The following is a 25,972-nucleotide window of genomic DNA, read 5'->3' on the forward strand; positions in this document are numbered from 1 at the left end:
GGTCTTGGTCATGCTGAGCAAGAGGTGTTGCGCCTAAAATGTACCAACCGGTTAGTTCGGTCAATCACCTTGGCAGAGGACACACACAAAGCGTGCGATTATCGGCTAAGCGTGTGAGCCGGCTTATCCGATATTTTTCCTGTTCGACACACACTGCCCAAGTGCGGTTTTTATTTATCAACAAACAACTTTATTTATGAACCAGTCCGCTACAAAACTGTTCAATCCCACTGATCTGAAAAACCAATAATAAAATTGAACCTTATTTAACTTCCGAACTTTAGCGACGAGCAGCCAACTCGATAACACATCCAACCTCGACAACAAACAGGCGTCATTTCAATGACAAACACCCAAACCCCTTTATATAAAGCGACGCCAAAAATAAGGCTTCGATGATCTTTGCGTGATTAAGCCGTCGTCACGAGAACGCAAACAATCACTAAAAATCCTTAGTATTCAGGCAATTACAAATTATTTACTTCAAACAATAAACCAACTTCTTAACCTTCCGCCAACCCTTCATCGTCAGAACAACGAAATACCCTCCAAATAAAACTTTGCGCTCGCGCTCTTTGGTGTTATTACTTCGCCGCTCCAAACTGCAATAGGCCATTACGCAACTTTTCGCGTGCGTAACCCGCCTGCCTGTTATTGGATCCCACTTAATTTAACTCGCTTGTTTACTCAAACGCATGATCGCGCTTGGGCGAACGGCTGTGCGGCGCAGCAAACTGCGCGAGGAAGGGCGTCATCGCTACTCATCAGTCACGGATCAGGATTCTGTCGATCTTCGGTACCCGTCCGGAAGCCATCAAGATGGCACCTTTGGTCAAGGCCCTCGCCGCCGAACCGGGCATAGAGTCGCTGATCTGTGTCACCGGCCAGCATCAAAGCATGCTTGAACAGGTTCTGGCTCTGTTCGATCTCAAGACCGATTTCACCCTTAACGTGATGACGCCGCACCAGACGCTCAACTCGCTGACCGCTGCGTTGTACGGCGCGATCGACCCGGTACTGGAACAGACCCGGCCGGATCGGGTACTGGTCCATGGCGACACCACCTCGGCCATGGTGGCGTCGATGGCGTCCTTTCATCGACGTATTCCCGTGGGCCATGTGGAAGCCGGGCTGCGCACTGGCGACATCTACAGTCCCTGGCCGGAAGAAATGAACCGTCGGTGCATCGACCTCAGCGCCGACCTGCTGTTTGCCCCTACCGCCCAATCTCGCGATAACCTGCTGGACGAACGTCTGCAAGGCCGCTGCCTGGTGACCGGCAATACCGTCATCGATGCGTTGCAGATGACCGCCCGGCGCATCGAGCAGGATGCCCAACTGCGCCAAGCACTGGACCAACAGTTCCCCTTCCTGAAAACCGGACGCAAGCTGCTGCTGGTCACCGGCCACCGCCGAGAGAACTTTGGCGATGGCTTCCTGGACATCTGCAAGGCCTTGCGTCACCTGGCTCAGCGCCCCGACATCCAGATCGTCTACCCGGTGCACCTCAATCCCAGCGTACTGGGCCCGGTGACTGAACAACTGGGTGACCTGCTCAACGTGCACCTGATCAAGCCCCTGGATTACCTGGCGTTCGTGCGCCTGATGCAACACGCCCATGTCATCCTCACCGACTCCGGTGGTGTACAGGAAGAAGCGCCGTCCCTGGGCAAACCGGTGCTGGTGATGCGCGACGTCACCGAACGCCCCGAAGCCGTAGCTGCGGGCACGGTGCGCCTGGTCGGCACCTCCCCGGCCTCGATCATTGCCGGCGTGGACGCACTGTTCGACGACAAGGCCTTGTGGCGCCGCGCGTCACAGGCAGCCAACCCCTATGGTGATGGCAAGGCCAGCCAGCGCATCGTCGATACCTTGATGGGGCGCCCGGTGGACGAATTTCTCGTGGGCCAGTCGCAATTCCTCCAAGGCTGGGCTCACCCAACGCTGTCCGCGCCACGCCAGTTGCTCGCCTCCTAATCGCTGCTCCCCCCTTATCAGATCGAGATTTACCTGAATGAAGCCTACCGTTGCCCTTTCTACGGGTGCGCTCAGCGCCCTTGCCTGTGGCCTGAGCCTGCTCGCGCTCATGCCAACCTTTGCCTTGGCTGCCGATAGCCCGCTCACCCAGGCAATCCATCGGCTCAACGCCGATACCCGCCAGGAGCGCGAAATCCGCTTAAGCGACCTGGGCATCAGTGCGCCGATCCTGCTGGGCGCCAGCGATTCTCGACGGGAACTGTATCTACCGGTGCCGGCCGGGGTTGCCCTCAATGAGGCGACCCTGCAACTGGACGCCAGTTATCTCAATGGCGAAGGAGGCCGCAACACCCTGCTGCTGTCGCTCGATGGCTATCCGGTGCGCGCCGAAGGACTCAGCGAGCCTCAGGGCAGTGCCAGCGCCACGCTGGGCGTTGACAAGGCCTCGCGCGACAACGGACTGGTGCGGCTGGGCATTGCCTGGTCTTCAGTGGTCTCCCGGCCGTTGTGCGAAGACGACCGGGTCATCGGCAACGTTCTGCGGATCCAGCCCGACACACGCTTGAACTACAGCTTCGACGCCCGCCAACTGCAGGATGTCGGCGCCGCCTGGACGGCATTGCCTGCGCAACCCGGGATCCTGGTCGCACCCGGTTCGTTGTCCGCCGACAGCTACGACGCGGCTTGGCGATTGGGCGTGGCTCTGGAGCGAATGGGCAAGCACAGCCGCATCGTGCCGTTCCCTGCCGTACAAGACAGTGTGGATCTGAGCGCTCTGCGCATCCCGGCCGAACTGTTGAGCCTCCCCGCCTTCGCCAGCCTCAACGCGAAGGGCCAGCATCGCCTGGCCAACCCGGCTGAGATCGGCGCACTGCTGATGCTGGGGCAAACCCCGAACGTACAGGCCGACCTGGCCATCAACGACCCGCAACTGCTCCAGGCCATCAATCAGTCCCTGGATGCTCTGCAGGGTCAGATCCAGAGCGTCGACCCAACCGCGGCCAGTGCCTTGACCCAATGGCGCGAACAACACGTCAACGCAGCCACGGCCGGCGCCGGTCCTGACGATGTGCGCCTGGCGCTGCTGGGCACGCGCCCGGTCCTGATGATCGCCCCGCACGCCACCGGCAAAGCCCTGTCGTTGCTCGGTTCAGCGTGGAACAAACTGGCGCGCAGCCGGCAGTTGACCGTCAGCGAAGCGCAAACACCTTTGAGCAACGATGGCCGCGTGGCCCTGTCGCGACTGGGCGGCGCACCCGGCACCTATGACGTGGCCTCCCGATTCGACTGGAGCACTTCGTTCCCCTTGGGCAGCGTGGCGTATGACGGTCGCTTGCCGGTGACAGCCGTGGTGGATCTATCCGCGGCACCGGGAGCTTCACACACCCCGCCCGTGGCCTCGCTGTTTTTCAACGATTTCCTGATCGGTGCCCAGCAGTTGACCACCGATGGTCAATCACAACGTATCCAGGCCCATATCCCCAGCTATGCCCTGGGTTCAAAAAACGTATTGCGCGTCTCGTTCCAGCGCCAGCCTGTCAGCGATCGCTGCCTGGAAACACCCCAGGCGTTCCCGGTAGCGGTGCTGCCGAGCAGCCATATCGTGCTGGAAAAAATTGCCCCGGACGACGGTTTCTCCGGCATGGCCGCGCGCTTCGCCGTGACTACCCAGATCCTCGTTCCCCAGGCATACCTCGACCAACCGACCACCAGTCTGGCCCGGGTGATCTCGGTGGCCGATGCCGCCGGTGTTTCACCGTTGCGCGCGCAGTTGAACGTCAGCGCCGATCCCAAAGCCGTGGTCAGCCCGGACAAAGCCTTCCTGGCCTTCGAATTGCCGCTTGAGGACAGCAAGGAATCGGTCCTGGTCGATGAACAGGGGCGCCTGCGCATCAACCATGCAGATCAGTTACTGCTGGATGTGCAGCCGCTCAACCAACTGGCTTCGCTACAAGTGGTGCAAGCCTCGGGACAGCATGGCCTGGTGTATCGGACCCTGGGCAGTCAAGCGCCCGACTTCGCCCAGCCGATTGTGCTGACCCGTGGCGATGTGGCGATTCTCGGCGACAGCGGCGCGGTGACGATCATCGACAGCAAAGACCCCAGTGGCAGTCGGTTGATCGGCCGTGAAGAACCCAAAGGGCTGGATGCCTGGCGTAAACCTTCGCTGCTCTGGCTGATCCCTGGCGCTCTCGTGTTGTTCCTCCTCCTGTTGCTGGCTGGCCGTAGCGCCCGTCGCAATCGCCAGTAACGGTAACCTTCGATGACCTCGCTTTATTGGCCCTATTGGCTGGCCCACTACTACAACTATCTGGAAACCGCGACCATCGTCGTCGCGGTGGCGATCCTGATCTCCAGCCTGGACGACCTGATCATTGACCTGTGGTACTGGTCTCGCCGCCTGTACCGCAAGCTCACCGCGGACCGCAAATACCGGTCGCTCACCGTCGACCAACTGCTGGCCCGGGACGAACAGCCCCTGGCGATCATGGTGCCGGCCTGGCTGGAATACGACGTCATCGCACCGATGATCGAGAACATGGTCTCGACGCTCGATTACCAGAACTACGTGGTCTTCGTCGGCACCTATGTCAACGACCAGCGCACCATCGACGAAGTCGAGCGGATGCGCCGGCGCTACAAGCAACTGCACCGCGTGGAAGTGCCCCATGCCGGACCGACCTGCAAGGCTGACTGCCTGAACTGGGTGATCCAGGCGATCTTCCTGCACGAGAAAACCCATGGCATGACCTTCGCCGGTGTCGTTTTGCACGACAGCGAAGACGTGCTGCACCCGCTGGAACTGCGTTTGTTCAACTACCTGCTGCCGCGCAAGGACATGATCCAGTTGCCGGTGGTGTCGTTGGAGCGCAACTGGTACGAATGGGTGGCCGGGGTCTATATGGACGAATTCGCTGAATGGCACGGCAAGGACCTGGTGGTGCGTGAAAGCATGACCGACACCGTGCCCTCGGCTGGCGTCGGCACCTGTTTCTCCCATCGCGCGCTGCGGGTGCTGGCCGGCACCACCGAAAACCAGCCATTCAACACCGACAGCCTCACCGAGGACTACGACGTCGGCGCGCGGCTGGCCAAGGTCGGCATGAATGCGATCTTCGTGCGTTTCCCGGTGCAGTTTCGGGTGCTGCGCAAATCCTGGTTCCGCAAGCCCTACGAATCGACCCTGACGATGCCACTGTGCGTGCGCGAGTTCTTCCCGGATACCTTCCGCACGGCGTTCCGGCAAAAAGCCCGCTGGACCCTGGGCATCGGCCTGCAAGGCTGGGAACAAATGGGCTGGAACGGCTCGCTGGCCAACCGCTACCTGCTATTTCGCGACCGCAAGGGCGTGGTGACGGCGTTCGTCAGCATCATCGCCTACGTGATTCTGGTGCAACTGCTGGGCCTGATCATTCTGCGCAACAGCGGCTGGTGGGACGTCACCTTCCCGACGCCCTTTGAAACCAACGACCTGATCAAATACCTGCTGGTGGCCAACGGCATTGCCCTGCTCTGGCGGATCCTGCACCGGTGTTACTTCACCACTGTGCTGTACGGCTGGCAGCATGGCTTGCTGTCGATCCCGCGCATGCTGGTAGGCAACTTCGTCAACTTCATGGCCGCGTCCAGGGCCTGGCGGATGTTCCTGGTGGGCAAGGTGATGAATCGCAAACTGGTCTGGGACAAGACCATGCACGACTTCCCTTCCACCGACCTGGTGGCCATCGCACCACGCCGTCTGGGCAGTGTGTTGCTGTCCTGGCAGGCCATTACCGACACCCACTTGCAAAGCGCCCTGGACCAACAACAATCGCGCAACATGCCGCTGGGGCGCATTTTGCTCAATAACGGCTGGCTGGACGACGAAACCCTGGCCGAAGCCATCGCCTTCCAGAATGACCTGCCCCGGGTCTTCGACGTGGCGCAAAAAGCCGCCGCCTCAACGTCGTCACTGACTGGCGAATTTGCTCTGCGCTGGCGGGTAATACCTCTGGGCCGCAACGCTGACGGCTGCGAACAGATCGCCGTGGCCAACCCCCTGCCCGACGAAGGCCTGCAACAGATCAGCATTGAGCTGGGCAGCGAGCCGGTGCAGTTGATCGCCCGGGAAAGTGAAATTCTCGCGCTGTTGCGCCAGTTGCCGGAACGCAACGGCCACGCCGTACCCAATGCCAGTGCACCGCTGCTGGGTGACTTGCTGATCGAAATGGGCCTGCTTGATCGCGATCAGTTCAGCCGCGCCATGTTGCAGTATCAACCGCAGCACCACGGTCGGATCGGCGATTACCTGGTCGACAGCGGCGTGCTGCCTCGGGCCACTATCGAACAGGTGGCGGCGCGTCAGCACAGCGTCTACCCCATGGAGCTTCCGGCATGAACCGCGCCCTTTTGACCCTATTGGCCACGGGGCTGGGCCTGATACCAGCCCTGGCGACTGCCGAAACGTTGCCGCTGCCGTTGTCCGGCCCGGCCTACACCGCCGCCAACCAAGCCTACAGCGCCTACGAGCGCAAGGACTATGACCTGGCCATCGCCAAAGCGCGCGAGGCCCTGCGCCTGCGTGCCGACGTGACGCGTCTGCACACCCTGATCGCCATGGCCGAACGAGACAAGAAACTGCGCGACCAGCCCCGCGTCGCTAGGTCATCGCGCGCCGCTCCTGCGGCACCGGGTTTCGTGGCCGCCTCCCAGGCCTACAAGGCTTACGATCAAGAACAGTTCGTTTTGGCCGCGCAAGCGGCTCGTAACGCCATCGCCCAGGCACCCCGGCGCCGGGAGTATCGGTTGTTGCTGATCGATGCCCTGCAGCGCCAGCATCTTCTGGTCGAAGCCGACCAGGCTGTGGGCGATGCGCTCGGGGTCTTCGCCCACGATGACGCGCTCCTGATGCGGCGCAAAGACATTCGCCGCCAACTCGCGGCGCCGCTGGCGGTCCAGGGCTACCGGGCCTTGCAGCAGGGCAACCGAACCCTGGCGCTGGAAAAGGCCCGCAAAGCCGTGGCCTGGGCGCCGGAAATCGCTGCCCACCAGCAACTGCTCGACAGTGCGTTGCTTGATGCCGATGATTCCGAGGCACCGATCCTGGAGTGCCAGGAAAGCGCCTTCGGCCTGACGTGCGCCACCCGGCCGGTCAACACCGATAAGCAGGCACCGGTCAGCGACTTGCAGCTTGCTTATGATTCGGTCCGCAGCGGCGATGACGAGACGGCCCACGCCGCGTTCCGCAGGGCCGACACCACTGAGCCCCTTAAGCCGGCGGCAGCCCAGGACGCCGCCTACAACGCCATGCGTGTCCATGAAGACGACGAAGCCGTGGCGTATTTCAAGCGCGTGATTGATGAGCAAAAAACGGCAGAAACGCCTATGTCCGCACAACAACTGTTCGATACCCGTCGCACCGTGGGTGACGTTTCGCGCAGGATGGGCCTGACCAGCACCACCAGTTATCGCGGCAACAGTTCCAGTGGCCTGAGCGCCGCGCCGAGCACTGGGAGCAGCGGCAGCCAAAGCAATGATTTGCTGCAAAACAGCACTGAGCTGTCCTGGCGCCCATTGGGCTATCGCAACGCGCGGTTTGTCGAGCTCTACGGGCGCGTCACCGACACCCTGTGGAGCAAGAACAGTGACTCGGACACCGGTGCAGACGCCCTGCAAGGCGCACTCGGTGTCCGGATCAAACCCTTCAGCTCCGTGAACATCATGGCCGCCTTTGAACGCACCTTCCCTCTCGGATCTTCCAATGTCGAGGGCGATTGGCTGGCGCGCCTGGGCTACGGTTCGAGTATCGGCACCGACCTGCGGGTCGATGCGCCCAGTTGGTGGACTTCGCAGCTGTATGCCGAAGTCGGTCGATACATCAACGACTCGCGCAATTACTTCAACAGCGAATGGCAAGTGGGACGCAGCTATGCCATCGGCGGCACCGGCTCGCGCTGGGTGACCTTCCCCCATGTCGTGGCGGCGATCGACTACGATTCGAAGATGAAGAGCGAATCCAACGGTGGCTTTTCGTCTGGAGACGCAGGAGGAATCGGGCTGGGAAACAACGTGCGTTATTGGTTCCGCGAAGACGCCTACAACGCCCCGCGCTCCTATGTGGATTTTTCCCTGCAGTACAGGGCCAGGGTGTTTGGCGAGGAACGCGCCAAAGGCGTGTTCGCTCGCTTGACCTACTCCTATTGAGGCCTTTGATCTGATGTGCAACTCCTGGAAGGCGCTCGCTTGAAAATCTTCGGCCATATCATCAGTCGCACGGCCGTGGCGGCACTCTCGCTGGCCACGGCCCTCGGCGCAGGCACAGGGACGTATTACATGATGAACCAAGAGGTTGCACCGGACATCGTTGGCATCGTCTGGCAGCCAGATAACCAGACCGTGGGAATCAAAGGCAACTGGGAAAAGCTGGGGGTGCGCGAGCTGCTGGTGCAATGGACGGTGGTGGACGATCAGGCCTTCGTGCCCGGCACCGGCCTGCCCAGCGTGCCGCTGCTGCCTGACTGGGCGCGCATCGCCAAGGCGCCCTGGGCTCAGGATGTCATCCTCGGGCTGGCCGGTCATTTCAGTGAAAACCGCTCCAGGGACAATATTGAGCAACTGGCCGCGGTGTCGGCGCGCATTGCCCGGTTGCCGACTCCGCTGCACGTGACCGGGTGGTATTTTCCGGCCGAGGTCGATCCCAGCTGGTCTCGCGCCAAGGAACTGCCCGCCCTGCTGGCCAAGCTGCCGCGGCCGTTGTGGATCAGTGTCTACGACGGCGCCAACATCGGCCCCGCCGCCACTGCCGACTGGCTCAAGCAATGGTTACCGGATGACATTGGCGTGTTCTTCCAGGACGGCGTCGGCGTCTACGCCCGCACCGCCCCGGTAGCCCGCAACTACGCCGACGCTTTGCGTGATCGGCTTGGCAAGAACCGTGTGCGGATCATCGTCGAAGCCTTCCGCCCTAAGTTCGGCGGCGGCTTTCGCTCAGCCACGGTTGCCGAACTCACACCACAATTGGCCGCCTATGCCGGCTATCCGCTGTACCTGTTCGACGGCCCACATTACCTGACGCCTGAGTGGGTGGAGCAGTTGGAGCAATCCTTGGCCAAGCCGTGATCATGCTTCGAGGCCTTCGCCCTGGCCTGGCCTGGCCACGGAGATTTGTATCGCTGTGTATATGAACTGCGGATGGATACGAAACCGCTGACTTCGAGCCTTGCCGACACACAACGTCGATACACCTGAGCGTTTAACTGTGATCACCGGACAGCAGCACACCCGCTGCCACTGGCTCACTCAATCAAGCGCAAGGAGAATCACCATGTTCAATTTCTCGAAAGTTTCGTCTCTGGCAATCGCCCTGGCACTGGTGGGCGGGCTCGGCCTGTCGAACGTCGCTTCGGCCACGGCCATGAGTGCAGCGACGCATGGTCAGGCTGCACAACTGCTGGTTGAAGGTGGCTCCGATCGCCTGAGCCAGAACCGCGTGGCTGAAGGTGGCTCCGATCGCCTGAGCCAGAACCGCGTGGCTGAAGGTGGCTCCGATCGCCTGAGCCAGAACCGCGTGGCTGAAGGTGGCTCCGATCGTCTGCTTCAGAACCGCGTGGCTGAGGGTGGCGCTGATCGTCTTCAGGAGCTGCGCGAACGCAACGCTTAAGGGTTGATAGTCATGCCGAGCGCGACGTGGTGCTCACACCAGGTACTGATTGAACCACTCAAGTGTGCGCCCCCACGCCAGCTCGGCAGCCGCTTCGTCATAGCGCGGGGTCGAATCGTTGTGGAAGCCATGGTTGACGCCCGGATAGATATAGGCCTGGTACGTCTTCTTCCCGGCCTTGAGCGCTGCTTCGTAAGCCGGCCAGCCTTCATTGATGCGGGTGTCGAGTTCGGCGTAGTGGATCAGCAGCGGTGCCTTGATTCGCGGCACGTCCTCAGGCTTGGGTCCACGTCCATAAAATGGCACCGCCGCGCCGAGCTCGGGATAGGCCACGGCAGCGGCATTGGCCACCCCGCCGCCGTAGCAGAAACCGGTGATGCCGACTTTTTTGCCGCCGATAGCCTCATGTTTCATCAGAAACTCAACGGCCGCGAAAAAATCGTTCATCAGCTTCTCGGGATCAACCTGCGCCTGCAGCTCGCGCCCCTTGTCATCGTTACCCGGATACCCGCCCACCGAGGTCAGGCCATCCGGCGCCAGTACCACGAAACCGGCCTTGGCCACGCGCCGGGCGACGTCTTCGATATAGGGGTTCAAGCCACGGTTCTCATGGGCAACCACCACACCGGGCAGCGGGCCGCTGGTCTTGGCTGGTCGAACCAGATAGCCGCGCACCTGACCGTGACCGTTGGGTGAGGGATAAGTGATGTACTGCGCCACGATGTCCGGGTCGGTGAAGTTCACCTGCATGGCCTGGGCATAGTTGGGGCTCAACGACGCCAGCAGTGCGCCGGCCGTCAGCCCGCCCACCGCAAACTGGCTGGCCCGCTCCAGGAAGATCCGTCGGGATATCTGACCGTGGGCGTAAAAGTCATAGAGTTCCAGCAGTTCGGGGGCAAAGTCCTTGGCGGTCAGGCGAGTCATGGTTTGATCCTCTTCGGGGATCGAAAAATCATAGACGAAAAAAAACGCCGCTCGGTGAGCGGCGTTTTTTATTCACCAGACTGCGTCCGGTTTACAGCGCCATGTCGGCCGCCGGGTTGCTTTGCGGGGCTGCGGCCGGCGCAGTCGGTGCAGGAGCGGTGCCCTGCTGGCCGATCGTCGGCGGCGTGTCCAACTGCAGGACTTCGCTGGTGTAAGCCCACTCCTGAGCCACACGCTCAGGGCTTTCGTTGAGCTTGGTGCCGTAGCTTGGCACGATCTGATGCAGCTTTTCCTGCCAGGCCGGGGAAGCGACCTTGTCCTTGAAGACCTTCTCAAGCACGGTCAGCATGATCGGCGCAGCGGTCGAGGCACCTGGCGAAGCACCCAGCAGAGCGGCAATGCTGCCGTCCTGGGACGCGACCACTTCGGTGCCCAGTTTCAGGACGCCGCCCTTCTCTTCGTCACGCTTGATGATCTGCACGCGCTGGCCGGCCTGCCACAAGCGCCAGTCTTGCTGTTTGGCGTCCGGGAAGTATTCCTTCAGGGCGTTGAAGCGATCTTCGTCCGACTGCATCAACTGGCCGGCCAGGTATTCCACCAGCGGGTACTGTTCGATACCGACCTTGGTCATCGGCCACACGTTGTGGGTCGTGGTGCTGGTCAACAGGTCAAAGTACGAACCGTTCTTCAGGAACTTGGTGGAGAAGGTGGCGAATGGGCCAAACAGAATGACGCGCTTGCCGTCGAGCACGCGGGTGTCCAGGTGCGGAACCGACATCGGCGGTGCGCCAACCGAAGCCTTGCCGTAGGCCTTGGCCAGGTGCATCTGGGCGATGGTCGGGTTCTCGGTCACCAGGAACGAGCCGCCTACCGGGAAGCCGGCGTATTCACGGGCTTCCGGGATGTCGGCTTCCTGCAGCAGGTGCAAGGCACCGCCGCCAGCGCCGATGAACACGAACTTGGCGTCGGTCTCGGTTTCGCTACCGTCCTTCAGGTTCTTGTACGACACGCGCCAGCTGCCGTCTTCGTTGCGGGTAATGTCCTGCACTTCGCTGGACAGCTTGAGGGAGAAGTTCGGCTTGGTTTGCAGGTGAGCCGCGAACTGACGGGTGATTTCGCCGAAATTCACGTCGGTGCCCAAGGGACTCCAGGTGGCCGCGACTTTCTGGGCTGGGTCACGCCCTTGCATCATCAACGGAACCCACTTGCTGATTTGCTCGCGATCTTCGGAGTACTGCATGCCAGCGAACAACGGGCTGGCCTGAAGGGCTTCATAGCGCTTCTTCAGGAACGCGATGTTGTCCTCGCCCCAGACAAAGCTCATGTGCGGCGTGGAGTTGATGAACGAGCGCGGGTTCTTCAGCACGCCGTTCTTGACCTGCCAGGCCCAGAACTGACGGGACACCTGGAAGGCTTCGTTGATCTCGATGGCCTTGACGATTTCGACGTTGCCATTCTTGTCTTCGGGCGTGTAGTTCAGCTCGGCCAGCGCGGAGTGGCCGGTACCGGCATTGTTCCAGCCGTTGGAGCTTTCTTCGGCAACACCGTCCAGGCGCTCGACCATTTCCATGGTCCAATCCGGTTCCAGCTCATTGAGCCAGACGCCGAGTGTCGAGCTCATGATGCCCCCGCCAATGAGCAGGACATCCACTTTTTTTGCCTCGGCGGCGTGCGTGGTCGCAAGACCCATCGCCATCGCCAGGCCCAGCAGCGCCGTGTGTGTTTTCTTCAACATGTGTGTATCCCTAGGGTAGAACGCCATTCCGCCCACCAGCCCTGCAATGATAGACCACGCCATGGCCTGCATACGGCATCAAGGGGGTCGAGACGGGACTGGAGGAAGGACCTACAGGGGCCGAGAAACATCGGCCTCTTGTTTATGTCTCTCCGGCGCTGACTTCTTGTAGGTCTTGGCTTCAGCTGGGTGAGGGACACTGCAAAACGCTTGTAATCGGGCCTGACGTGGCCGTGCCCGATTGTCGCAGCGGGGGGAGTTTACAGAATGAACTAAACAGACCGAAGCCCCTTTTTTCACTCAAGGCATAAACACCGACCAAATGAAGGCTTTTTGATAGCGCACTGGCTGAAAAATGTGGGAGCGGGCTTGCTCGCGAAAGCGCTGGATCAGCCTGCATCCACATTGGATGTGCCGCCTTCGCGAGCAAGCCCGCCCACAGGGGACTTGTGGTGAATGCCGATGAGTTGACCTGAATCTCTGCATTCGCTACCCGAGCAACTGACTCAACACCGCCCGCAACTTGCCGGGCTTGACCGGTTTGTTGAGCAGTGGCGCATTGAGTTTGCGCAAGGCGCGGCGGCACTGGTCGCTGCGATCGGCGGTGATGATCACCGCCGGTATCGTTTGCTGGAAATGTTCGCGCAGGTGTTTGACCACTTCGCACCCGACCACGCCATGATCCAGGTGGAAATCCGCCAGGATCAGCTCCGGCGCGCGGCCTTGCAGCACGTCAAAGGCACCCGCCTCGTCCGTGGCGACCAGCACCTCGCATCCCCACTGGCTCAGCAGCGCGGCCATGCTTTGCAAAATGCTCAGCTCATTGTCGATCACCAAAAGCCGGCGCCCAGGCAACGGATTTCCGGCGACCGCCTGTACGGGTATCCGGGGCATGGGAGGCGGTCTTTCAATCGACAATGGCACCTCAATGCTGAATACCGATCCGCGCCCCGGTCGGGAACGCACCTGGACCCGATAACCGAGGATATGGGCGATACGCTCGACAATCGCCAGCCCCAGGCCGACGCCCTTGCGGTCCGCCGCGCGGCCCACATCCAACTGGTTGAACTCCAGGAAGATCGACTCCAGGCAGTCGGCGGCAATGCCGCGCCCGGTGTCCCAGACCTCCAGGCTCAAGCGCTCGCCCCGACGCCGCGCGGCCAACAGGATGCCGCCCTGGGCGGTGTAACGACAGGCATTGCTGAGCAGGTTGCGCAGGATCCGGGTCATCAGCCGCAGGTCGGTCATCACCGCTTCGTCGCCGAAGCGTACCCGTAGCTCCAACCCGGCAGCGCCAGCCACCGATTGAAATTCCGAAGCCAGCGGTGCGAGCAGCTCATCCAGCCGATAGGGTGCCAGGTCCGGCTTGACCGCAGCCTGGTCCAGCCGGGAAATGTCCAGCAGGTCGGTGAGCAAGTCCTCCGCACCTTCGAGCGCCTGATGGGTACGCTCCACCAGCACCTGCTCGGAGGTGGGCAGCGTGCGCTCGCGCAATGTGGCGATCAGCAGGCGTGCGGCGTTGAGCGGTTGCAGCAGGTCATGACTGGCGGCAGCCAGGTATTTGTCTTTGCTGCGATTGGCCGCCTGCGCAGCGTCCCGGGCGTCGCGCAGTTGTTGCTCGATCAGCTCACGTTGGGCGATCTGTTGCTGCAGGTTATGGTTGGCCTCCAGCAGCGCGTCGGTGCGTTCGGCTACCCGCTGCTCCAACTGGTCATTGAGCTGTTGCAAGTGTTGCCGGGCCTGTTCCAGCTCATCGAGGCGCGCGGCCAGTTCCGGGTAGTGGCTCTTGCGCGTAGAGTGATTGCCCAGTCCCAGCAGCCCGGCCAGGGCTTTTTGCTGTTCGTCAGAGGGCTTCGCCATAGACGACCTCGACATCCCGCTGGCTCGACTCCCGAGGGTTGGTGAGAATGCACGGGTCATGCATCGCATGTTGCGACAGGAACGGAATATCCGAGGTACTCACCCCGTGCAGCCCCAGGGTTTCGTGAAAGCCGATGGTGCGTTTGAGGGCAATCAGGTGTTCCACCAGCCGGGTACGGATCTGCCGGTGATTGAGGCCACGGCAATCAATGCCCAGCGTCTGGGCAATCACCTTGAAACGGTCGGGCGCCGAGTTGTAGTTGAACGCCACCACATGCTCCACCAGCACCGCGTTGCACAAACCATGGGGCAAATCCAGGAAACCACCCAGGCTGTGGGACATCGCGTGCACCGCGCCGAGAATCGCATTGGAGAACGCCAGGCCGGCCTGCATGCTGCCCAGCATGATCTTTTCCCGCAGGGCGACATCCGCCGGGTTGGCGATCATCTGCACCAGGTTGCCGTTGATCAGGCGCATCGCCTCCAGCGCATGGGGGTCGGTGAGTGGGCCGTGGCCAGTGGAAACAAACGCCTCGATGGCATGCACCAGCGCATCGATGCCGGTGCAGGCAGACAGGAACGGGTCCATGCTCAGGGTCGTTTCCGGGTCGATCAGCGACACGTCCGGCACCGCCGCCTTGCTGACGATGGAAAACTTCATGCGCTCTTGCTGGTTGGAAATGATCACGAACTGCGACACGTCCGCCGAGGTGCCCGCGGTGGTGGGAATGAGGATCAGCGGTGGACTGGGCACCTGCAAGGTGTCCACGCCTTCGAATTCCAGGATATTGCGACCATGGGCCACGACGATGCCGATGCCTTTACCGCAATCCATCGGGCTGCCGCCACCGACCGCGACGATCACATCGCAGTGGTTTTCCCGGTACAGCTCGGCTCCGAGCATGACTTCTTCGACCCGGGGATTGGGTGAAACGGCACTGTAGATACAGTAATCGATGGCCTGGGCCTGGAGGCTGGCCTCGACGTCGGCGACCCAGCCTGCAGCGATCACGCCGGGATCGGTGACGATCAGCACCTTGCGTGCGCCGAACGTCTTGGCGTAATTGCCAACATTGTGCCGGCAACCGGCGCCAAACATGATTTCAGGTGAAACGAACTTGCGCAGCGGACTGAGACTCTGGCTCATCGGTAAGCCTGTTCTTATTGTTTCGGGAATACCCTGAGCCTAAAGCATCCCACCGTGATTGCAATCAGACCAAATGGGTAGCCCGGCCTGAACCTCTCAGACCGGGCCAGCGCTCATCGGTTGGCGAAGTACATCGTCACTTCAAAGCCTATACGCAGGTCGGTGTACGCGGGTTTAGTCCACATGGGTCTTTCCTCTTCTTGTACCGGGCCATTCCGGCAAAGTCATTAATGCACAGGACGCCCGAGGCTCGAATGCTACTTTCGAAGCGGTGGGCGGGGTGCGTTGGTACTACTGGAGAAGCGAGCACTTGTGGCGAGGGAGCTGCTCCCGCTGGGGTGCGCGGTAGGAGCTGTCGAGCGGAGCGAGGCTGCGATCTTTCCCCAGACACTTGAGTCTTAAGCGGAACATCAAAAGATCGCAGGCTTCGCCAGCTCCTACAGGGCCTGTGCCGCCGCTTTCGCGAGCAAGCCCGCTCCCACAGGTTCTGCAGTGTTGCTAAATCAGAAGAACCCCAACGGATTGATGTCGTAGCTCACCAGCAGGTTCTTGGTCTGTTGGTAGTGGTCGAGCATCATCTTGTGGTTCTCCCGGCCGACGCCGGACTTCTTGTAGCCACCGAACGCGGCGTGGGCCGGGTACAGGTGGTAGCAGTTGGTCCACACACGCCCGGCCTTGATCGCCCGGCCCATGCGGTAGGCACGGTTGATATCGCGGGTCCACAGGCCGGCACCGAGGCCGAACTCGCTGTCATTGGCAATTGCCAGGGCTTCGGCTTCGTCCTTGAAGGTGGTGATACCGACTACCGGGCCGAAAATCTCTTCCTGGAACACGCGCATCTTGTTGTGGCCCTTGAGCAGGGTCGGCTGGATGTAATAACCACTCGCCAAGTCGCCCTCAAGGCGCTCTGCCGCACCGCCGGTGAGCAGCTCTGCCCCTTCTTGCCGGGCAATCTCCAGGTACGAAAGGATCTTGTCGTATTGCTGCTCGGAGGCCTGGGCGCCCACCATCGTGTCGGTGTCCAGCGGGTCGCCGCGCTTGATTTTGGCGATCTTCTTCATGACTTCGACCATGAACGGTTCATAGATCGACTCCTGCACCAGGGCCCGCGATGGGCAAGTGCAAACTTCACCCTGGTTGAAGAACGCCAGCACCAGGCCTTCGGCAGCCTTCTCAATGAAAGCCGGCTCGGCCTGCATGATGTCTTCGAAGAAGATGTTTGGCGACTTGCCGCCCAGCTCCACGGTGGACGGGATGATGTTCTCGGCGGCGCATTTCATGATGTGCGAGCCGATCGGGGTAGAACCGGTGAAGGCGATCTTGGCGATGCGCTTGCTGGTGGCCAGGGCCTCACCGGCTTCGCGTCCGAAACCATGGACGATGTTCAACACACCGGCCGGCAGCAGGTCGGCAATCAGTTCGACAAAAATCATGATCGACAGCGGCGTCTGCTCCGCCGGCTTGAGCACGATGCAGTTACCAGCGGCCAGGGCCGGGGCGAGTTTCCAGGCGGCCATCAACAGTGGAAAGTTCCACGGAATGATCTGCCCGACCACGCCCAGCGGCTCGTGGAAATGATAGGCGGTGGTCAGCTCATTGATCTCGGCTGCCCCACCCTCCTGGGCGCGGATGCAGCCGGCGAAATAACGGAAGTGGTCGGCCGACAGCGGCACGTCGGCGTTGAGGGTTTCGCGCACGGCCTTGCCGTTGTCCCAGGTCTCGCTGACGGCAAGGATTTCCAGGTTCTGTTCAATACGATCAGCGATCTTCAGCAGCACCAGGGAGCGGTCCTGGGCCGAGGTCTTGCCCCAAGCATCGGCTGCGGCATGGGCCGCATCCAGGGCTTTGTCAATGTCGGCGGCGCTGGAGCGCGGAAACTGTGCGATGACCTCGCCGTTGACCGGGGACGTATTGGTGAAGTACTCGCCATTGATCGGCGCGACAAATTCACCGCCGATGAAATTGCCATAACGCGGTTTGAAGGTAACGACGGCGCCTGGGGTTCCGGGTTGTGCATAGATCATGATGGGCCTCTGCCTGGTCGATGCCTGTCACGGGACAGGCGATAGACCGATGGTAGACAGCCCCGCCTGCCGGACGAATGCGTCGTTGGCAGGGGGGCTCTCGTTATTTGGTCGTAGATTTTCAGGGTGCTGCACTCGACAGCCCCCGTAGGAGCTGTCGAGTGCAACGAGGCTGCGATCTTTCCACAGACACTCGAATCTCAAGCGAAAGATCAAAAGATCAAAAGATCAAAAGATCAAAAGATCAAAAGATCGCAGGCTTCGCCAGCTCCTACAGAGCCGAGCGGGATCAAGCTTTCGGCACGCTTCAGCGCTTGGCCACCAGATCCTTCGGCAACTTGAAGGTCCAGAGCATCCCGCCCTGGTTGAAGTCCTTCACGCGCTTGGCCACTTCGCCGCCCCACAACGGCACCGCGCCGCCCCAGCCCGAGAGCACGGAAACGTATTGCTCGCCGTCCATCTCCCAGGTGATGGGCGAACCGAGCACGCCGGAGCCGGTCTGGAATTCCCAGACCTTTTCCCCGGTCTTGGCGTTGAAGGCCTGCAGGAAACCTTCAGGCGTGCCGGTAAACACCAGGTTGCCCTTGGTGGTCAGCACCCCGCCCCACAGCGGCGCGTAATTTTTGTGGCGCCAGACTTCCTTGCCGGTCTTGGGGTCGATGGCCCGCAGCACCCCGATGTAGTCCTCGTTCAGCGGCTTGATGGTGAAACCGGCCCCCAGGAACGCCGCGCCCTTCTTATAGGCGATGCCTTCGTTCCAGATGTCCATGCCCCACTCGTTGGACGGCACGTAGAACAACCCGGTGTCCTGGTTGTAGGCCATGGGCATCCAGTTCTTCGCCCCGAGGAAGGCCGGTGCGACAAACACCGAGCCGCCCTTGGCTTCGCTGCCCGGCGCGCCCGGACGACCGGCCTCGTTGTAGATCGGCCGCCCGTCCTTGTCCAGGCCACTGGCCCAAGTGATCTTGTCGACAAACGGGAAGCCACGGATGAACTTGCCATTGGTGCGATCGAGCACATAGAAAAAGCCGTTTCGGTCGGCAGTGGCCGCAGCTTTGATGTCCTTGCCGCCTTCCTTGTAATTGAAGGAGATCAGCTCGTTGACGCCGTCATAGTCCCAACCATCGTGTGGCGTGCTCTGGAAGTGCCATTTGATGGTGCCATCGTCCGGGTTCAGGGCCAGACGCGATGAGGAATAGAGGTTATCGCCAGGGCGCAAGTGGGAGTTCCACGGTGCCGGGTTGCCGGTGCCGAACAGCAGCAGATTGGTTTCCGGGTCGTAGTAGCCGCCCAGCCAGGGCGCGGCACCACCGGTTTTCCAGAGATCCCCCGGCCAGGTCTTGCCGGCTTCGCCACCGGAAATGCCGTTCTCGATGGCCTTGCCGTCCTTGTAGACGTAGCCCATGTGCCCTTCCACGGTCGGGCGGGTCCACAGCAGCTCGCCGTTTTTCGGATCGTAGGCGCTGATCTTGCCCACCACGCCAAACTCACCGCCCGCCACGCCGGTAATCAGCTTGCCATTGACGATCATGGGCGCGGCGCTGATGGAATAACCTTCCTTGTGGTCAGCGACCTTCTTGCTCCACACCACCTTGCCGGTGTCCTTGTTCAGGGCCACCAGCTTGGCGTCCAGAGTGCCGAAATACACCAGATCGCCATACAGCGCCACGCCACGGTTGATCACGTCGCAGCAAGGGCGGATGTCATCGGGCAGGCGCGCGTCGTACTGCCAGAGTTTCTTGCCGGTGCGTGCATCCACCGCGAACACCCGCGAGTAGGAACCGGTGAGGTACATCACCCCATCCTTGATCATCGGCTGGGCCTGCTGGCCGCGCTGCTTTTCACCGCCGAAGGAGAACGCCCAGACCGGCCGCAGATCCTTGACGTTGTCGGTGTTGAGGGTCGCCAGTGGACTGTAGCGCTGGCCTTGGACGCCCAGACCGTTGGTCACGATCTGCTGCGGGTTTTTCGGGTCCTGGAGAATTTCCTGATCGGTCACGGCGGCCGAGGCCGAACCGGACAGCAGCATGGCACTGAGCAGCAGGCTCACGGCGAAGGGTTGGCGACGTGCGGGATGACTCATGACGGCTACCTCTGCGGTTATTGTTATACCCGGGAAATTTTCCCGGTCTGTCGCAGATTCTTGGCCCCGCAGCCTCTGGCAACAATTGCCCGCTGTGCTGAGTTTTCTAGTTCCTTGGTACAGGTGAGGGGGTGGTCGTGCCGGTGTCCACCGTCCTCGGAGGCATGCACCCACCTTTGTGGCGAGGGGATTTATCCCCGCTGGGGCGCGAAGCGGCGTTCTAGCATCGCTGAATATTGGGTGACTGAACTGGCTCAGGGGCTGCTGCGCAGCCCAGCGGGGATAAATCCCCTCGCCACAGGGTACGCCTTCAGTCAGGGTCGTGGGTATCCACCCGCCTCATCCCCGCACGTTCATACCGCGGATACAGATGGCTGACACTGCGAATCAGCTCGTACCGACTCAGGCTGATCCCGGCAAAACGCTGGGGAATGGGGCTGCGGATCATCTCGGCCATGTCGTCGCCACGGGCCGCGCCGTCGCGCATCAGTTGGTCGAGCCAGCCGAGGTAGTCGCGCATTTGCAAGAAAGGCCGGGCATCGCTCGCCACTGGACCATGGCCGGGTACGATCTGCTTCCACTCCAGGCTTTGCAGGGTGTCCAGGTCCTCGAGCCAGACCTCAAGCCCTGGGCTGTTCGGCGTGGTCAGGGCCCGTTCGTAGAACACCAGGTCACCGGCAAACAACACGCCGGTGGTTTCATCGAGGATCGCCAGGTCCGCCCCGGTGTGCCCGGCCAATGCCAGTAGACGCAACGAATGGTTGCCGACCTTCAGCGGCCCGGGAACCAGCACTTGGTTTGGTAACACCACTTCGGTGCCACGCATCCAGTCACCGACCAGCCGGTACATGTTCTCCGCCATGGCATCGCCCTGCTGGCGCAACAGGTCGGTGGTGCCCGCCAACGCGCCGATGGAGACGTCGCTGAAGGCCTGGTTGCCCAAGACATGGTCGGGGTGATGATGGGTCAGCAACACTTGGACCACCGGCTTATCGGTGGTCGCGGCAATCGCCTGGCGCAAGGCTTGCCCGTAGCGCCGGGACGGGCCGGTGTCGATGACCACCACGCCGGCCTCGGTGACAATGAAAGCAGTGTTGACGATGTTGCCGCCGTTGGCCTTGGCAAAATTGTCCGTGCTGCCTTCCAGCAGCCAGGTGCCTTCGGCGATCTGCCGGGGCTTGAGTGAATAGTCCGCTGCGGCCCATGTCGGCAGGCCCAGGCCGAGCCAGATCAGCAACAACCAACGCATGGCGCGCTCCTTGTGGTCAGGGGACCGTTGCCTCGAATTCATTGCCGCTGTTGTCACGCAACAACAGGCGGACCTGTCCGGGCCCTTGAATATCGAAGCTCAGGTTGGGGTTTTCACTGACGGCCGCAAAGAGCTCCAGGCGCGCCAGTACCTGGCCGTCGGCGTCCAGCAACTGCGCCTGATTGAGGTAAAACTCCGGGATGCCGCTGACCAGCCCATTGTCCATCGGGTGGGCCACTTGCAGGCGCAGGCGACTGTCTTCACCTCGGGGGTAACGGGCTCCCAGCACTTGGCCCAGGTGTTCTTCCCAGCCCGGCTGGGTGCGCACCACGCTTGGCGCGGTGCAGCCGCCACCGGCTGCGTCGATCAACGTCGAGCCGACGTGCCACAAGCCGTCACGGGTCTGCACGGCGGCGCGCAACGGCGTGGCCTGTTCGATACGAATGCGGATCGCCAGCCAGGGCAGCACCCGATCCCCCGGCTGGAAGTCGACAATTTTGGGCAGCGGGTTCAGTTCGGCCCAAACCAGCATGCGCACCACGTCGCCGGTGAACGCACGGGCATCGATTTGCAGCGGCACCTGGCGCGCATCTTCGGCAAAAGGTGGCGCCAGCAAGCGGACCCGCTCGTCGAAGACGAAGGGCGCCTCATTCAGCAGTTGTTTGTGATAGAAGGCCCACATCACCGAGGGCACCGGGTCCTTCCCGGTCTCGAGCGCTGTCGCCGTCAACGGCAGGCAGCACAACAGCAGACCCAACGCTCGCCAGTTCATCCCTGCGCTCCTATTGATACATCTCGGGCACTTCGTAACGCAGGCCGTAATGGGCGTAGATGGTTTTGATACTGCCGTCGCGAATCAACCCTTCCAGCGCTTCTTCTACCGCATAAGCCAACTGGCGGTTGCTCTCATGCACCGCCATGCCGATTTCCCAGCGTTGCTTGCCCATGTTCGGGTAAGCATTTTCGGCCAATGCCAGTTGCGGATCGGCCGCCTCATGCAGTTGCCAGTCGATCTCCCCGCGCATGGCCATGACCGCGTCGACCTCCCCGGCCCGCATGGCCTTGAACGCCTGGCCTACGCCGGGGAAGTGATGGGTCTTGGCGCTGAGCATGCCGTTGAACACCGAGGTCAGGTAGAACGACGGCACGCTGTCGACCTCGACGCCAATGGGGTGCTGCTGGAACACCGCGACACTGCCGACGCTTTCCAGCCGTCGTTGGTCGTACGCCACTTGCCAGCACTCTTGCTGATAAGGTCCGAACATGGCGACCTGAGCATTTTCCAGTTCACCGATGTCGTTGCGCTTTTGCACGTAGTCGCGGTCGTAGGGCACGCGCATCATCAGGTCGGCCAACTGCCGACCATGCAGCGCGCTGCTGCGCCAGATGTAATCACGCAGGTCGTCATCGAGCTTTTCGCCGGGCGGCGCCCAGATCAATCGCAGACGCACACCAAGGGCTTTGGCCAGGGCCTGGGCCAGCTCCACGTCCACGCCCCGGGGCTGGCCATGGTCTTCGAAGCTGTAGGGGGCGAAATCCTTGTACACCGCCACTTTCAGTTCGCCGGCGGCGATCATTTCGTCGTAGTTGCGCACCTGCGCCTGTACCGTCTGACCACACAGCAACAGGCTGCAAAATATCCACGCGAGCAGGCGCATGGCGATCACTCCTCGACGTGCACGCTGTCAAGATACGTGCGCACCGCCCACAAGGCTTCCTGGCTCAGGTAGTCGGCCATTTTCGGCATGTAGACCCGGCCATCACGCACCGCACCATGGCGCACGCGCTCGACGAACCACTCGTCGCCGACTTCGGCGGCGTCGAGCATGCGCAGGTCTGGGGCGATCCCGCCAGACTTGGCTTCCAGGCCATGGCAGGCCGCACAGTTCTGGTTGTAGGCCGAAGCGCCGATTTCCACGGCCCTGTCACGCTCGGGCGAACCCCGGTACGGGTTTTGCGCTGCCCAACCGTCCGCATCCAGCGGCAAGCCGGTGTCCTTGACCGGGGTCAGACCCTTGGTTTCCACCGCCTGGGGCACCACGTCGCCATGGGCCCATACGGAGCCTGCGCCGGTCAGCCCTATCAGCAATGCGGTAGCGATGATGGCGTTGCGTTTTGTTGTCATTGTTATGCCCTCTGGATTGCACGCAAGAGCTCCTTACAGAAGCCGTGCCGTCATCTTAGGAAGCACCTCGCCCCAGCCGAATGCTGCTTTGGTGGCCGCGATCTAGTTCCTTGGTAGCGGGTCATCCGGTGCGGTTCGCAAAGACAACCGGTTCGGGAAGTCTTCCCGGCAAGGGCGGGACTTTTTCCGTATCGGTACAGCCCTGGCGCGACCCAACCTAGTCAGGCCAAAACCTCACTGGGAAATCCCACCATGACAATAAAAACGCTACCTGCCCTCTCTTCCCTGACCGTTGCCTTGCTGCTGGCCGGCAGCCTGTCCCTGAGTCCGCAGGCGAACGCCGCCGTCACCTGGGAAGACATCGCCAACGATCACCTCACCACCCAGGATGTGCTGCAATACGGCATGGGCACCAACGCCCAGCGCTGGAGTCCGCTGGCCCAGGTCAATGACAAGAACGTGTTCAAGCTCACGCCGGCCTGGTCTTATTCATTCGGCGACGAAAAGCAGCGCGGTCAGGAGTCCCAGGCCATCGTCAGCGACGGCGTGGTCTACGTCACCGGCTCATATTCGCGAGTGTTCGCCCTCGACGCCAAGACCGGCAAACGCCTGTGGACCTACAGCCATCGGCTGCCGGACAACATTCGTCCGTGCTGCGATGTAGTCAATCGCGGCGCGGCCATCTACGGCGACAAGATCTATTTCGGCACGCTGGATGCGCGGGTGGTCGCGCTGAATAAAAACACCGGCAAAGTGGTGTGGAACAAGAAGTTCGGCGACCACGCGGCCGGCTACACCATGACCGGCGCCCCAGTGCTGATCAAGGACAAAACCAGCGGCAAGGTGCTGTTGATCCATGGCAGTTCCGGGGATGAGTTCGGCGTGGTCGGCCAGTTGTTCGCCCGGGACCCGGACACCGGTGAAGAGGTCTGGATGCGGCCTTTCGTCGAAGGCCACATGGGCCGTCTCAATGGCAAGGACAGCACGCCGACCGGCGATGTGAAAGCACCGTCCTGGCCCGATGACAAAACCACCGAGACCGGCAAGGTCGAGGCCTGGAGCCACGGCGGCGGCGCGCCTTGGCAGAGCGCCAGTTTCGACCCCGAAACCAACACTATCATCGTCGGCGCCGGCAACCCGGGGCCATGGAACACCTGGGCGCGCACCGCCAAGGATGGCAACCCGCAGGATTACGACAGCCTCTACACCTCCGGCCAGGTGGGCGTCGACCCAAGCACTGGCGAGGTGAAGTGGTTCTATCAACACACGCCCAACGATGCCTGGGATTTCTCCGGGAACAACGAGCTGGTGCTGTTCGACTACAAGGACAAGGACGGCAAGCTGGTCAAGGCCACCGCCCACGCCGACCGCAATGGTTTTTTCTACGTGGTGGATCGCAACAACGGCAAGCTGCAGAACGCCTTCCCTTTCGTCGACAACATCACCTGGGCCAGCCACATCGACCTGAAGACCGGCCGGCCGGTGGAAAATCCCGGCCAGCGGCCAGCCAAGCCACTGCCGGGCGAAACCAAGGGCAAACCGGTGGAAGTCTCGCCGCCCTTCCTCGGCGGCAAGAACTGGAACCCCATGGCCTACAGCCAGGACACCGGGTTGTTCTACGTCCCTGGCAACCAGTGGAAAGAGGAATACTGGACCGAAGAAGTGAACTACAAGAAAGGCTCGGCCTATCTGGGCATGGGCTTTCGCATCAAGCGCATGTATGACGATCACGTCGGCAGCTTGCGGGCGATGAACCCCACCACCGGCAAAGTGGTGTGGGAGCACAAGGAAGCCTTGCCGCTGTGGGCCGGGGTGCTCGCCACCCAGGGCAATCTGGTGTTCACCGGCACCGGCGACGGCTTCTTCAAGGCCTTCGACGCCAAGACCGGCAAGGAACTGTGGAAATTCCAGACCGGCAGCGGCATCGTCTCCCCGCCCATCACCTGGGAGCAGGACGGCGAGCAGTACATCGGCGTGACGGTCGGTTATGGCGGCGCCGTGCCGTTGTGGGGTGGCGACATGGCCGAGCTGACCAAACCCGTGGCCCAGGGCGGGTCGTTCTGGGTGTTCAAGATTCCAAGTTGGGATAACAAGGTGGCCCGCCAATAACCCTTGTGTGAGCGAGCCTGCTCGCGATAGCGGTGGTTTAGTTGGCAGTGATGTTGACTGTACCGACGGCTTCGCGAGCAAGCCCGCTCCCACAAGGGATCTGCGGCGGACACAGATTTTGTGTCCGACAACCATCAACTGTGGGAGCGAGCCTGCTCGCGACGGCGGTGGTTCAGTTGGCAGTGATGTTGACTGTGCCGACGGCTTCGCGAGCAAGCCCGCTCCCACAAGGGATCTGCGGCGGACACAGATTTTGTGTCCGACGACCATCAACTGTGGGAGCGGGCTTGCTCGCGAAAGCGATGGTTCAGTCAGCGGTGATGTTGAATGTCCCGCTGCTATCGCGAGCAAGCTCGCTCCCCCAGTCAACCGAGTTTACTGCCATGAGATTTCTCCCTCTGCTGCTTCTGCTCATCGGCGCCCATGCCAGCGCCGACGACCCCGACACGCCCCTGACCGTCAACGGCTGCATCATCGCCGAATCCAGCCAATGCCCCGGCGCCGATCTTCGCGGTGCCCGGCTGGCCAACCAGGACCTGCGCAAAATGAACCTCAGCGGTGCCGACCTGCGCGGCGCCGATCTGCGCCATGCCCGTCTGGACCTGGCCAATCTGGAGAAGGCCCGTCTGCAAGGCGCCAACCTGACCCGCGCCAGCCTGCAGCAAAGCAACCTGCGCCTGGCGGACTTCAGGGGGGCCACCCTCAAGGCAATCCAGGGTTGGGGCCTGTTCGCCCAAGGCGCGCAGTTCCAGAAAGCCGACCTGAGCGCCGCGTATCTTCAATTCGCCCGGCTGTCCGGAGCCCGAATGCACGAAACCAACCTGCAAGCCGCCGACCTGGAAATGGCCTGGCTGAGCAAGGCAGACCTCAAGGGCGCCGACCTGCGCGACGCCAACCTGCAGGAAGCCAAGCTTGGCGAAAGCAACTTGGAAGACGCCAACCTGAGCGGTTCACGCCAGCATTATGGGAATTTTCAGGATGCGAATATGCAAGGATGTACGGGCTGCCCGACGACTTGGGAGCATTGATACAGCGTCGGCCAGACACTCTTCCTGTGGCGAGGGGATTTATCCCCGCTGGGGTGCGAAGCAGCCCAATAC

At 61.6% G+C, this 25,972-nt stretch carries 19 protein-coding genes; 8 read left to right on the plus strand and 11 right to left on the minus strand.

Annotation, left to right across the window (positions count from 1 at the left end; genetic code table 11):
- Window positions 1-774 precede the first annotated feature (774 nt).
- From wecB to BMY45_RS14310, 6 genes are all read left to right on the plus strand, one after another.
- Window positions 775-1,977, plus strand: a complete 1,203-nt coding sequence (gene wecB / locus BMY45_RS14285) for a non-hydrolyzing UDP-N-acetylglucosamine 2-epimerase (RefSeq protein WP_371913955.1) — start codon at window positions 775-777, stop codon at window positions 1,975-1,977.
- A 37-nt stretch (window positions 1,978-2,014) separates the two neighbouring features.
- Window positions 2,015-4,228, plus strand: coding sequence for a hypothetical protein (locus BMY45_RS14290; RefSeq protein ID WP_092398633.1), 2,214 nt, complete (start codon window positions 2,015-2,017; stop codon window positions 4,226-4,228).
- Window positions 4,229-4,240: 12 nt separating this feature from the next.
- Window positions 4,241-6,355 (plus strand): glycosyl transferase family protein, encoded by a 2,115-nt coding sequence (locus BMY45_RS14295; RefSeq protein ID WP_092398635.1) that lies wholly within the window; start codon window positions 4,241-4,243, stop codon window positions 6,353-6,355.
- Complete coding sequence (locus BMY45_RS14300; protein ID WP_092398637.1) at window positions 6,352-8,160, plus strand: NfrA family protein; 1,809 nt, start codon at window positions 6,352-6,354, stop codon at window positions 8,158-8,160. The genes BMY45_RS14295 and BMY45_RS14300 overlap by 4 nt, the downstream gene beginning before the upstream one ends.
- A gap of 39 nt (window positions 8,161-8,199) precedes the next feature.
- Window positions 8,200-9,075 (plus strand): alpha-amylase family protein, encoded by an 876-nt coding sequence (locus BMY45_RS14305; protein WP_092399328.1) that lies wholly within the window; start codon window positions 8,200-8,202, stop codon window positions 9,073-9,075.
- 205 nt (window positions 9,076-9,280) lie between these two features.
- A complete protein-coding gene (locus BMY45_RS14310; protein ID WP_092398639.1) occupies window positions 9,281-9,616 on the plus strand; it encodes a hypothetical protein in 336 nt (111 codons plus the stop codon).
- A gap of 33 nt (window positions 9,617-9,649) precedes the next feature.
- Here BMY45_RS14310 and yghX read toward each other — a convergent pair whose 3' ends face one another.
- The 11 genes from yghX to pedF all read right to left on the minus strand — a co-directional run bounded on the left by yghX (window position 9,650) and on the right by pedF (window position 22,763).
- The gene (gene yghX / locus BMY45_RS14315; protein WP_092398641.1) at window positions 9,650-10,540 is read right to left on the minus strand and encodes a YghX family hydrolase; all 891 of its coding nucleotides are present in this window, start codon (window positions 10,538-10,540) and stop codon (window positions 9,650-9,652) included.
- Between the two features lie 91 nt (window positions 10,541-10,631).
- Complete coding sequence (mqo, locus tag BMY45_RS14320; protein ID WP_092398643.1) at window positions 10,632-12,275, minus strand: malate dehydrogenase (quinone); 1,644 nt, start codon at window positions 12,273-12,275, stop codon at window positions 10,632-10,634.
- Between the two features lie 489 nt (window positions 12,276-12,764).
- Window positions 12,765-14,135: a hybrid sensor histidine kinase/response regulator gene (locus BMY45_RS14325; protein ID WP_092398645.1), complete on the minus strand. Its 1,371-nt coding sequence runs from the start codon at window positions 14,133-14,135 to the stop codon at window positions 12,765-12,767.
- Window positions 14,119-15,282 (minus strand): alcohol dehydrogenase-like regulatory protein ErcA, encoded by a 1,164-nt coding sequence (gene ercA / locus BMY45_RS14330; protein WP_092398647.1) that lies wholly within the window; start codon window positions 15,280-15,282, stop codon window positions 14,119-14,121. Before ercA ends, BMY45_RS14325 begins: the two co-directional genes overlap by 17 nt.
- A gap of 113 nt (window positions 15,283-15,395) precedes the next feature.
- Window positions 15,396-15,467 (minus strand): pyrroloquinoline quinone precursor peptide PqqA, encoded by a 72-nt coding sequence (pqqA, locus tag BMY45_RS14335; protein WP_003243383.1) that lies wholly within the window; start codon window positions 15,465-15,467, stop codon window positions 15,396-15,398.
- Between the two features lie 318 nt (window positions 15,468-15,785).
- Window positions 15,786-17,306, minus strand: coding sequence for an acetaldehyde dehydrogenase ExaC (locus tag BMY45_RS14340; protein ID WP_092398649.1), 1,521 nt, complete (start codon window positions 17,304-17,306; stop codon window positions 15,786-15,788).
- Window positions 17,307-17,613: 307 nt separating this feature from the next.
- Complete coding sequence (locus BMY45_RS14345) at window positions 17,614-19,389, minus strand: PQQ-dependent methanol/ethanol family dehydrogenase (protein WP_092398651.1); 1,776 nt, start codon at window positions 19,387-19,389, stop codon at window positions 17,614-17,616.
- Between the two features lie 310 nt (window positions 19,390-19,699).
- Entirely contained in the window at window positions 19,700-20,638 is a 939-nt protein-coding gene (locus BMY45_RS14350) for a quinoprotein relay system zinc metallohydrolase 1 (RefSeq protein ID WP_092398653.1), read from the minus strand.
- A 16-nt stretch (window positions 20,639-20,654) separates the two neighbouring features.
- Window positions 20,655-21,410, minus strand: a complete 756-nt coding sequence (locus tag BMY45_RS14355; RefSeq protein ID WP_092398655.1) for a quinoprotein dehydrogenase-associated SoxYZ-like carrier — start codon at window positions 21,408-21,410, stop codon at window positions 20,655-20,657.
- 10 nt (window positions 21,411-21,420) lie between these two features.
- Window positions 21,421-22,296, minus strand: coding sequence for a substrate-binding periplasmic protein (locus BMY45_RS14360; protein ID WP_092398657.1), 876 nt, complete (start codon window positions 22,294-22,296; stop codon window positions 21,421-21,423).
- Between the two features lie 5 nt (window positions 22,297-22,301).
- On the minus strand, window positions 22,302-22,763 hold the full coding sequence (gene pedF, locus BMY45_RS14365; RefSeq protein WP_092398659.1) for a cytochrome c-550 PedF: 462 nt from the start codon (window positions 22,761-22,763) through the stop codon (window positions 22,302-22,304).
- 252 nt (window positions 22,764-23,015) lie between these two features.
- Between pedF and exaA the strand changes: the two genes are divergently transcribed.
- Together exaA and BMY45_RS14375 are read left to right on the plus strand one after the other, a co-directional pair.
- The gene (gene exaA / locus BMY45_RS14370) at window positions 23,016-24,872 is read left to right on the plus strand and encodes a quinoprotein ethanol dehydrogenase (protein WP_092398661.1); all 1,857 of its coding nucleotides are present in this window, start codon (window positions 23,016-23,018) and stop codon (window positions 24,870-24,872) included.
- Window positions 24,873-25,255: 383 nt separating this feature from the next.
- Entirely contained in the window at window positions 25,256-25,900 is a 645-nt protein-coding gene (locus BMY45_RS14375; protein ID WP_092398663.1) for a pentapeptide repeat-containing protein, read from the plus strand.
- The last annotated feature ends 72 nt before the right edge of the window (window positions 25,901-25,972 follow it).

It is taken from the genome of Pseudomonas sp. NFACC39-1 (assembly GCF_900110355.1).
GTDB classification, from domain to species: Bacteria; Pseudomonadota; Gammaproteobacteria; order Pseudomonadales; family Pseudomonadaceae; genus Aquipseudomonas; species Aquipseudomonas tehranensis.

Coding starts and splice junctions, on each gene's coding strand:
- BMY45_RS14300 (WP_092398637.1), top strand. CDS start 6,352: ATGAACCGCGCCCTTTTGACCCTATTGGCCACGGGGCTGGGCCTGATA.
- BMY45_RS14355 (WP_092398655.1), bottom strand. CDS start 21,410: ATGAACTGGCGAGCGTTGGGTCTGCTGTTGTGCTGCCTGCCGTTGACG.
- BMY45_RS14375 (WP_092398663.1), top strand. CDS start 25,256: ATGAGATTTCTCCCTCTGCTGCTTCTGCTCATCGGCGCCCATGCCAGC.
- exaA (WP_092398661.1), top strand. CDS start 23,016: ATGACAATAAAAACGCTACCTGCCCTCTCTTCCCTGACCGTTGCCTTG.
- BMY45_RS14345 (WP_092398651.1), bottom strand. CDS start 19,389: ATGAGTCATCCCGCACGTCGCCAACCCTTCGCCGTGAGCCTGCTGCTC.
- yghX (WP_092398641.1), bottom strand. CDS start 10,540: ATGACTCGCCTGACCGCCAAGGACTTTGCCCCCGAACTGCTGGAACTC.
- BMY45_RS14325 (WP_092398645.1), bottom strand. CDS start 14,135: ATGGCGAAGCCCTCTGACGAACAGCAAAAAGCCCTGGCCGGGCTGCTG.
- ercA (WP_092398647.1), bottom strand. CDS start 15,282: ATGAGCCAGAGTCTCAGTCCGCTGCGCAAGTTCGTTTCACCTGAAATC.
- BMY45_RS14290 (WP_092398633.1), top strand. CDS start 2,015: ATGAAGCCTACCGTTGCCCTTTCTACGGGTGCGCTCAGCGCCCTTGCC.
- BMY45_RS14350 (WP_092398653.1), bottom strand. CDS start 20,638: ATGCGTTGGTTGTTGCTGATCTGGCTCGGCCTGGGCCTGCCGACATGG.
- BMY45_RS14340 (WP_092398649.1), bottom strand. CDS start 17,306: ATGATCTATGCACAACCCGGAACCCCAGGCGCCGTCGTTACCTTCAAA.
- BMY45_RS14360 (WP_092398657.1), bottom strand. CDS start 22,296: ATGCGCCTGCTCGCGTGGATATTTTGCAGCCTGTTGCTGTGTGGTCAG.
- BMY45_RS14295 (WP_092398635.1), top strand. CDS start 4,241: ATGACCTCGCTTTATTGGCCCTATTGGCTGGCCCACTACTACAACTAT.
- pedF (WP_092398659.1), bottom strand. CDS start 22,763: ATGACAACAAAACGCAACGCCATCATCGCTACCGCATTGCTGATAGGG.
- mqo (WP_092398643.1), bottom strand. CDS start 12,275: ATGTTGAAGAAAACACACACGGCGCTGCTGGGCCTGGCGATGGCGATG.
- BMY45_RS14310 (WP_092398639.1), top strand. CDS start 9,281: ATGTTCAATTTCTCGAAAGTTTCGTCTCTGGCAATCGCCCTGGCACTG.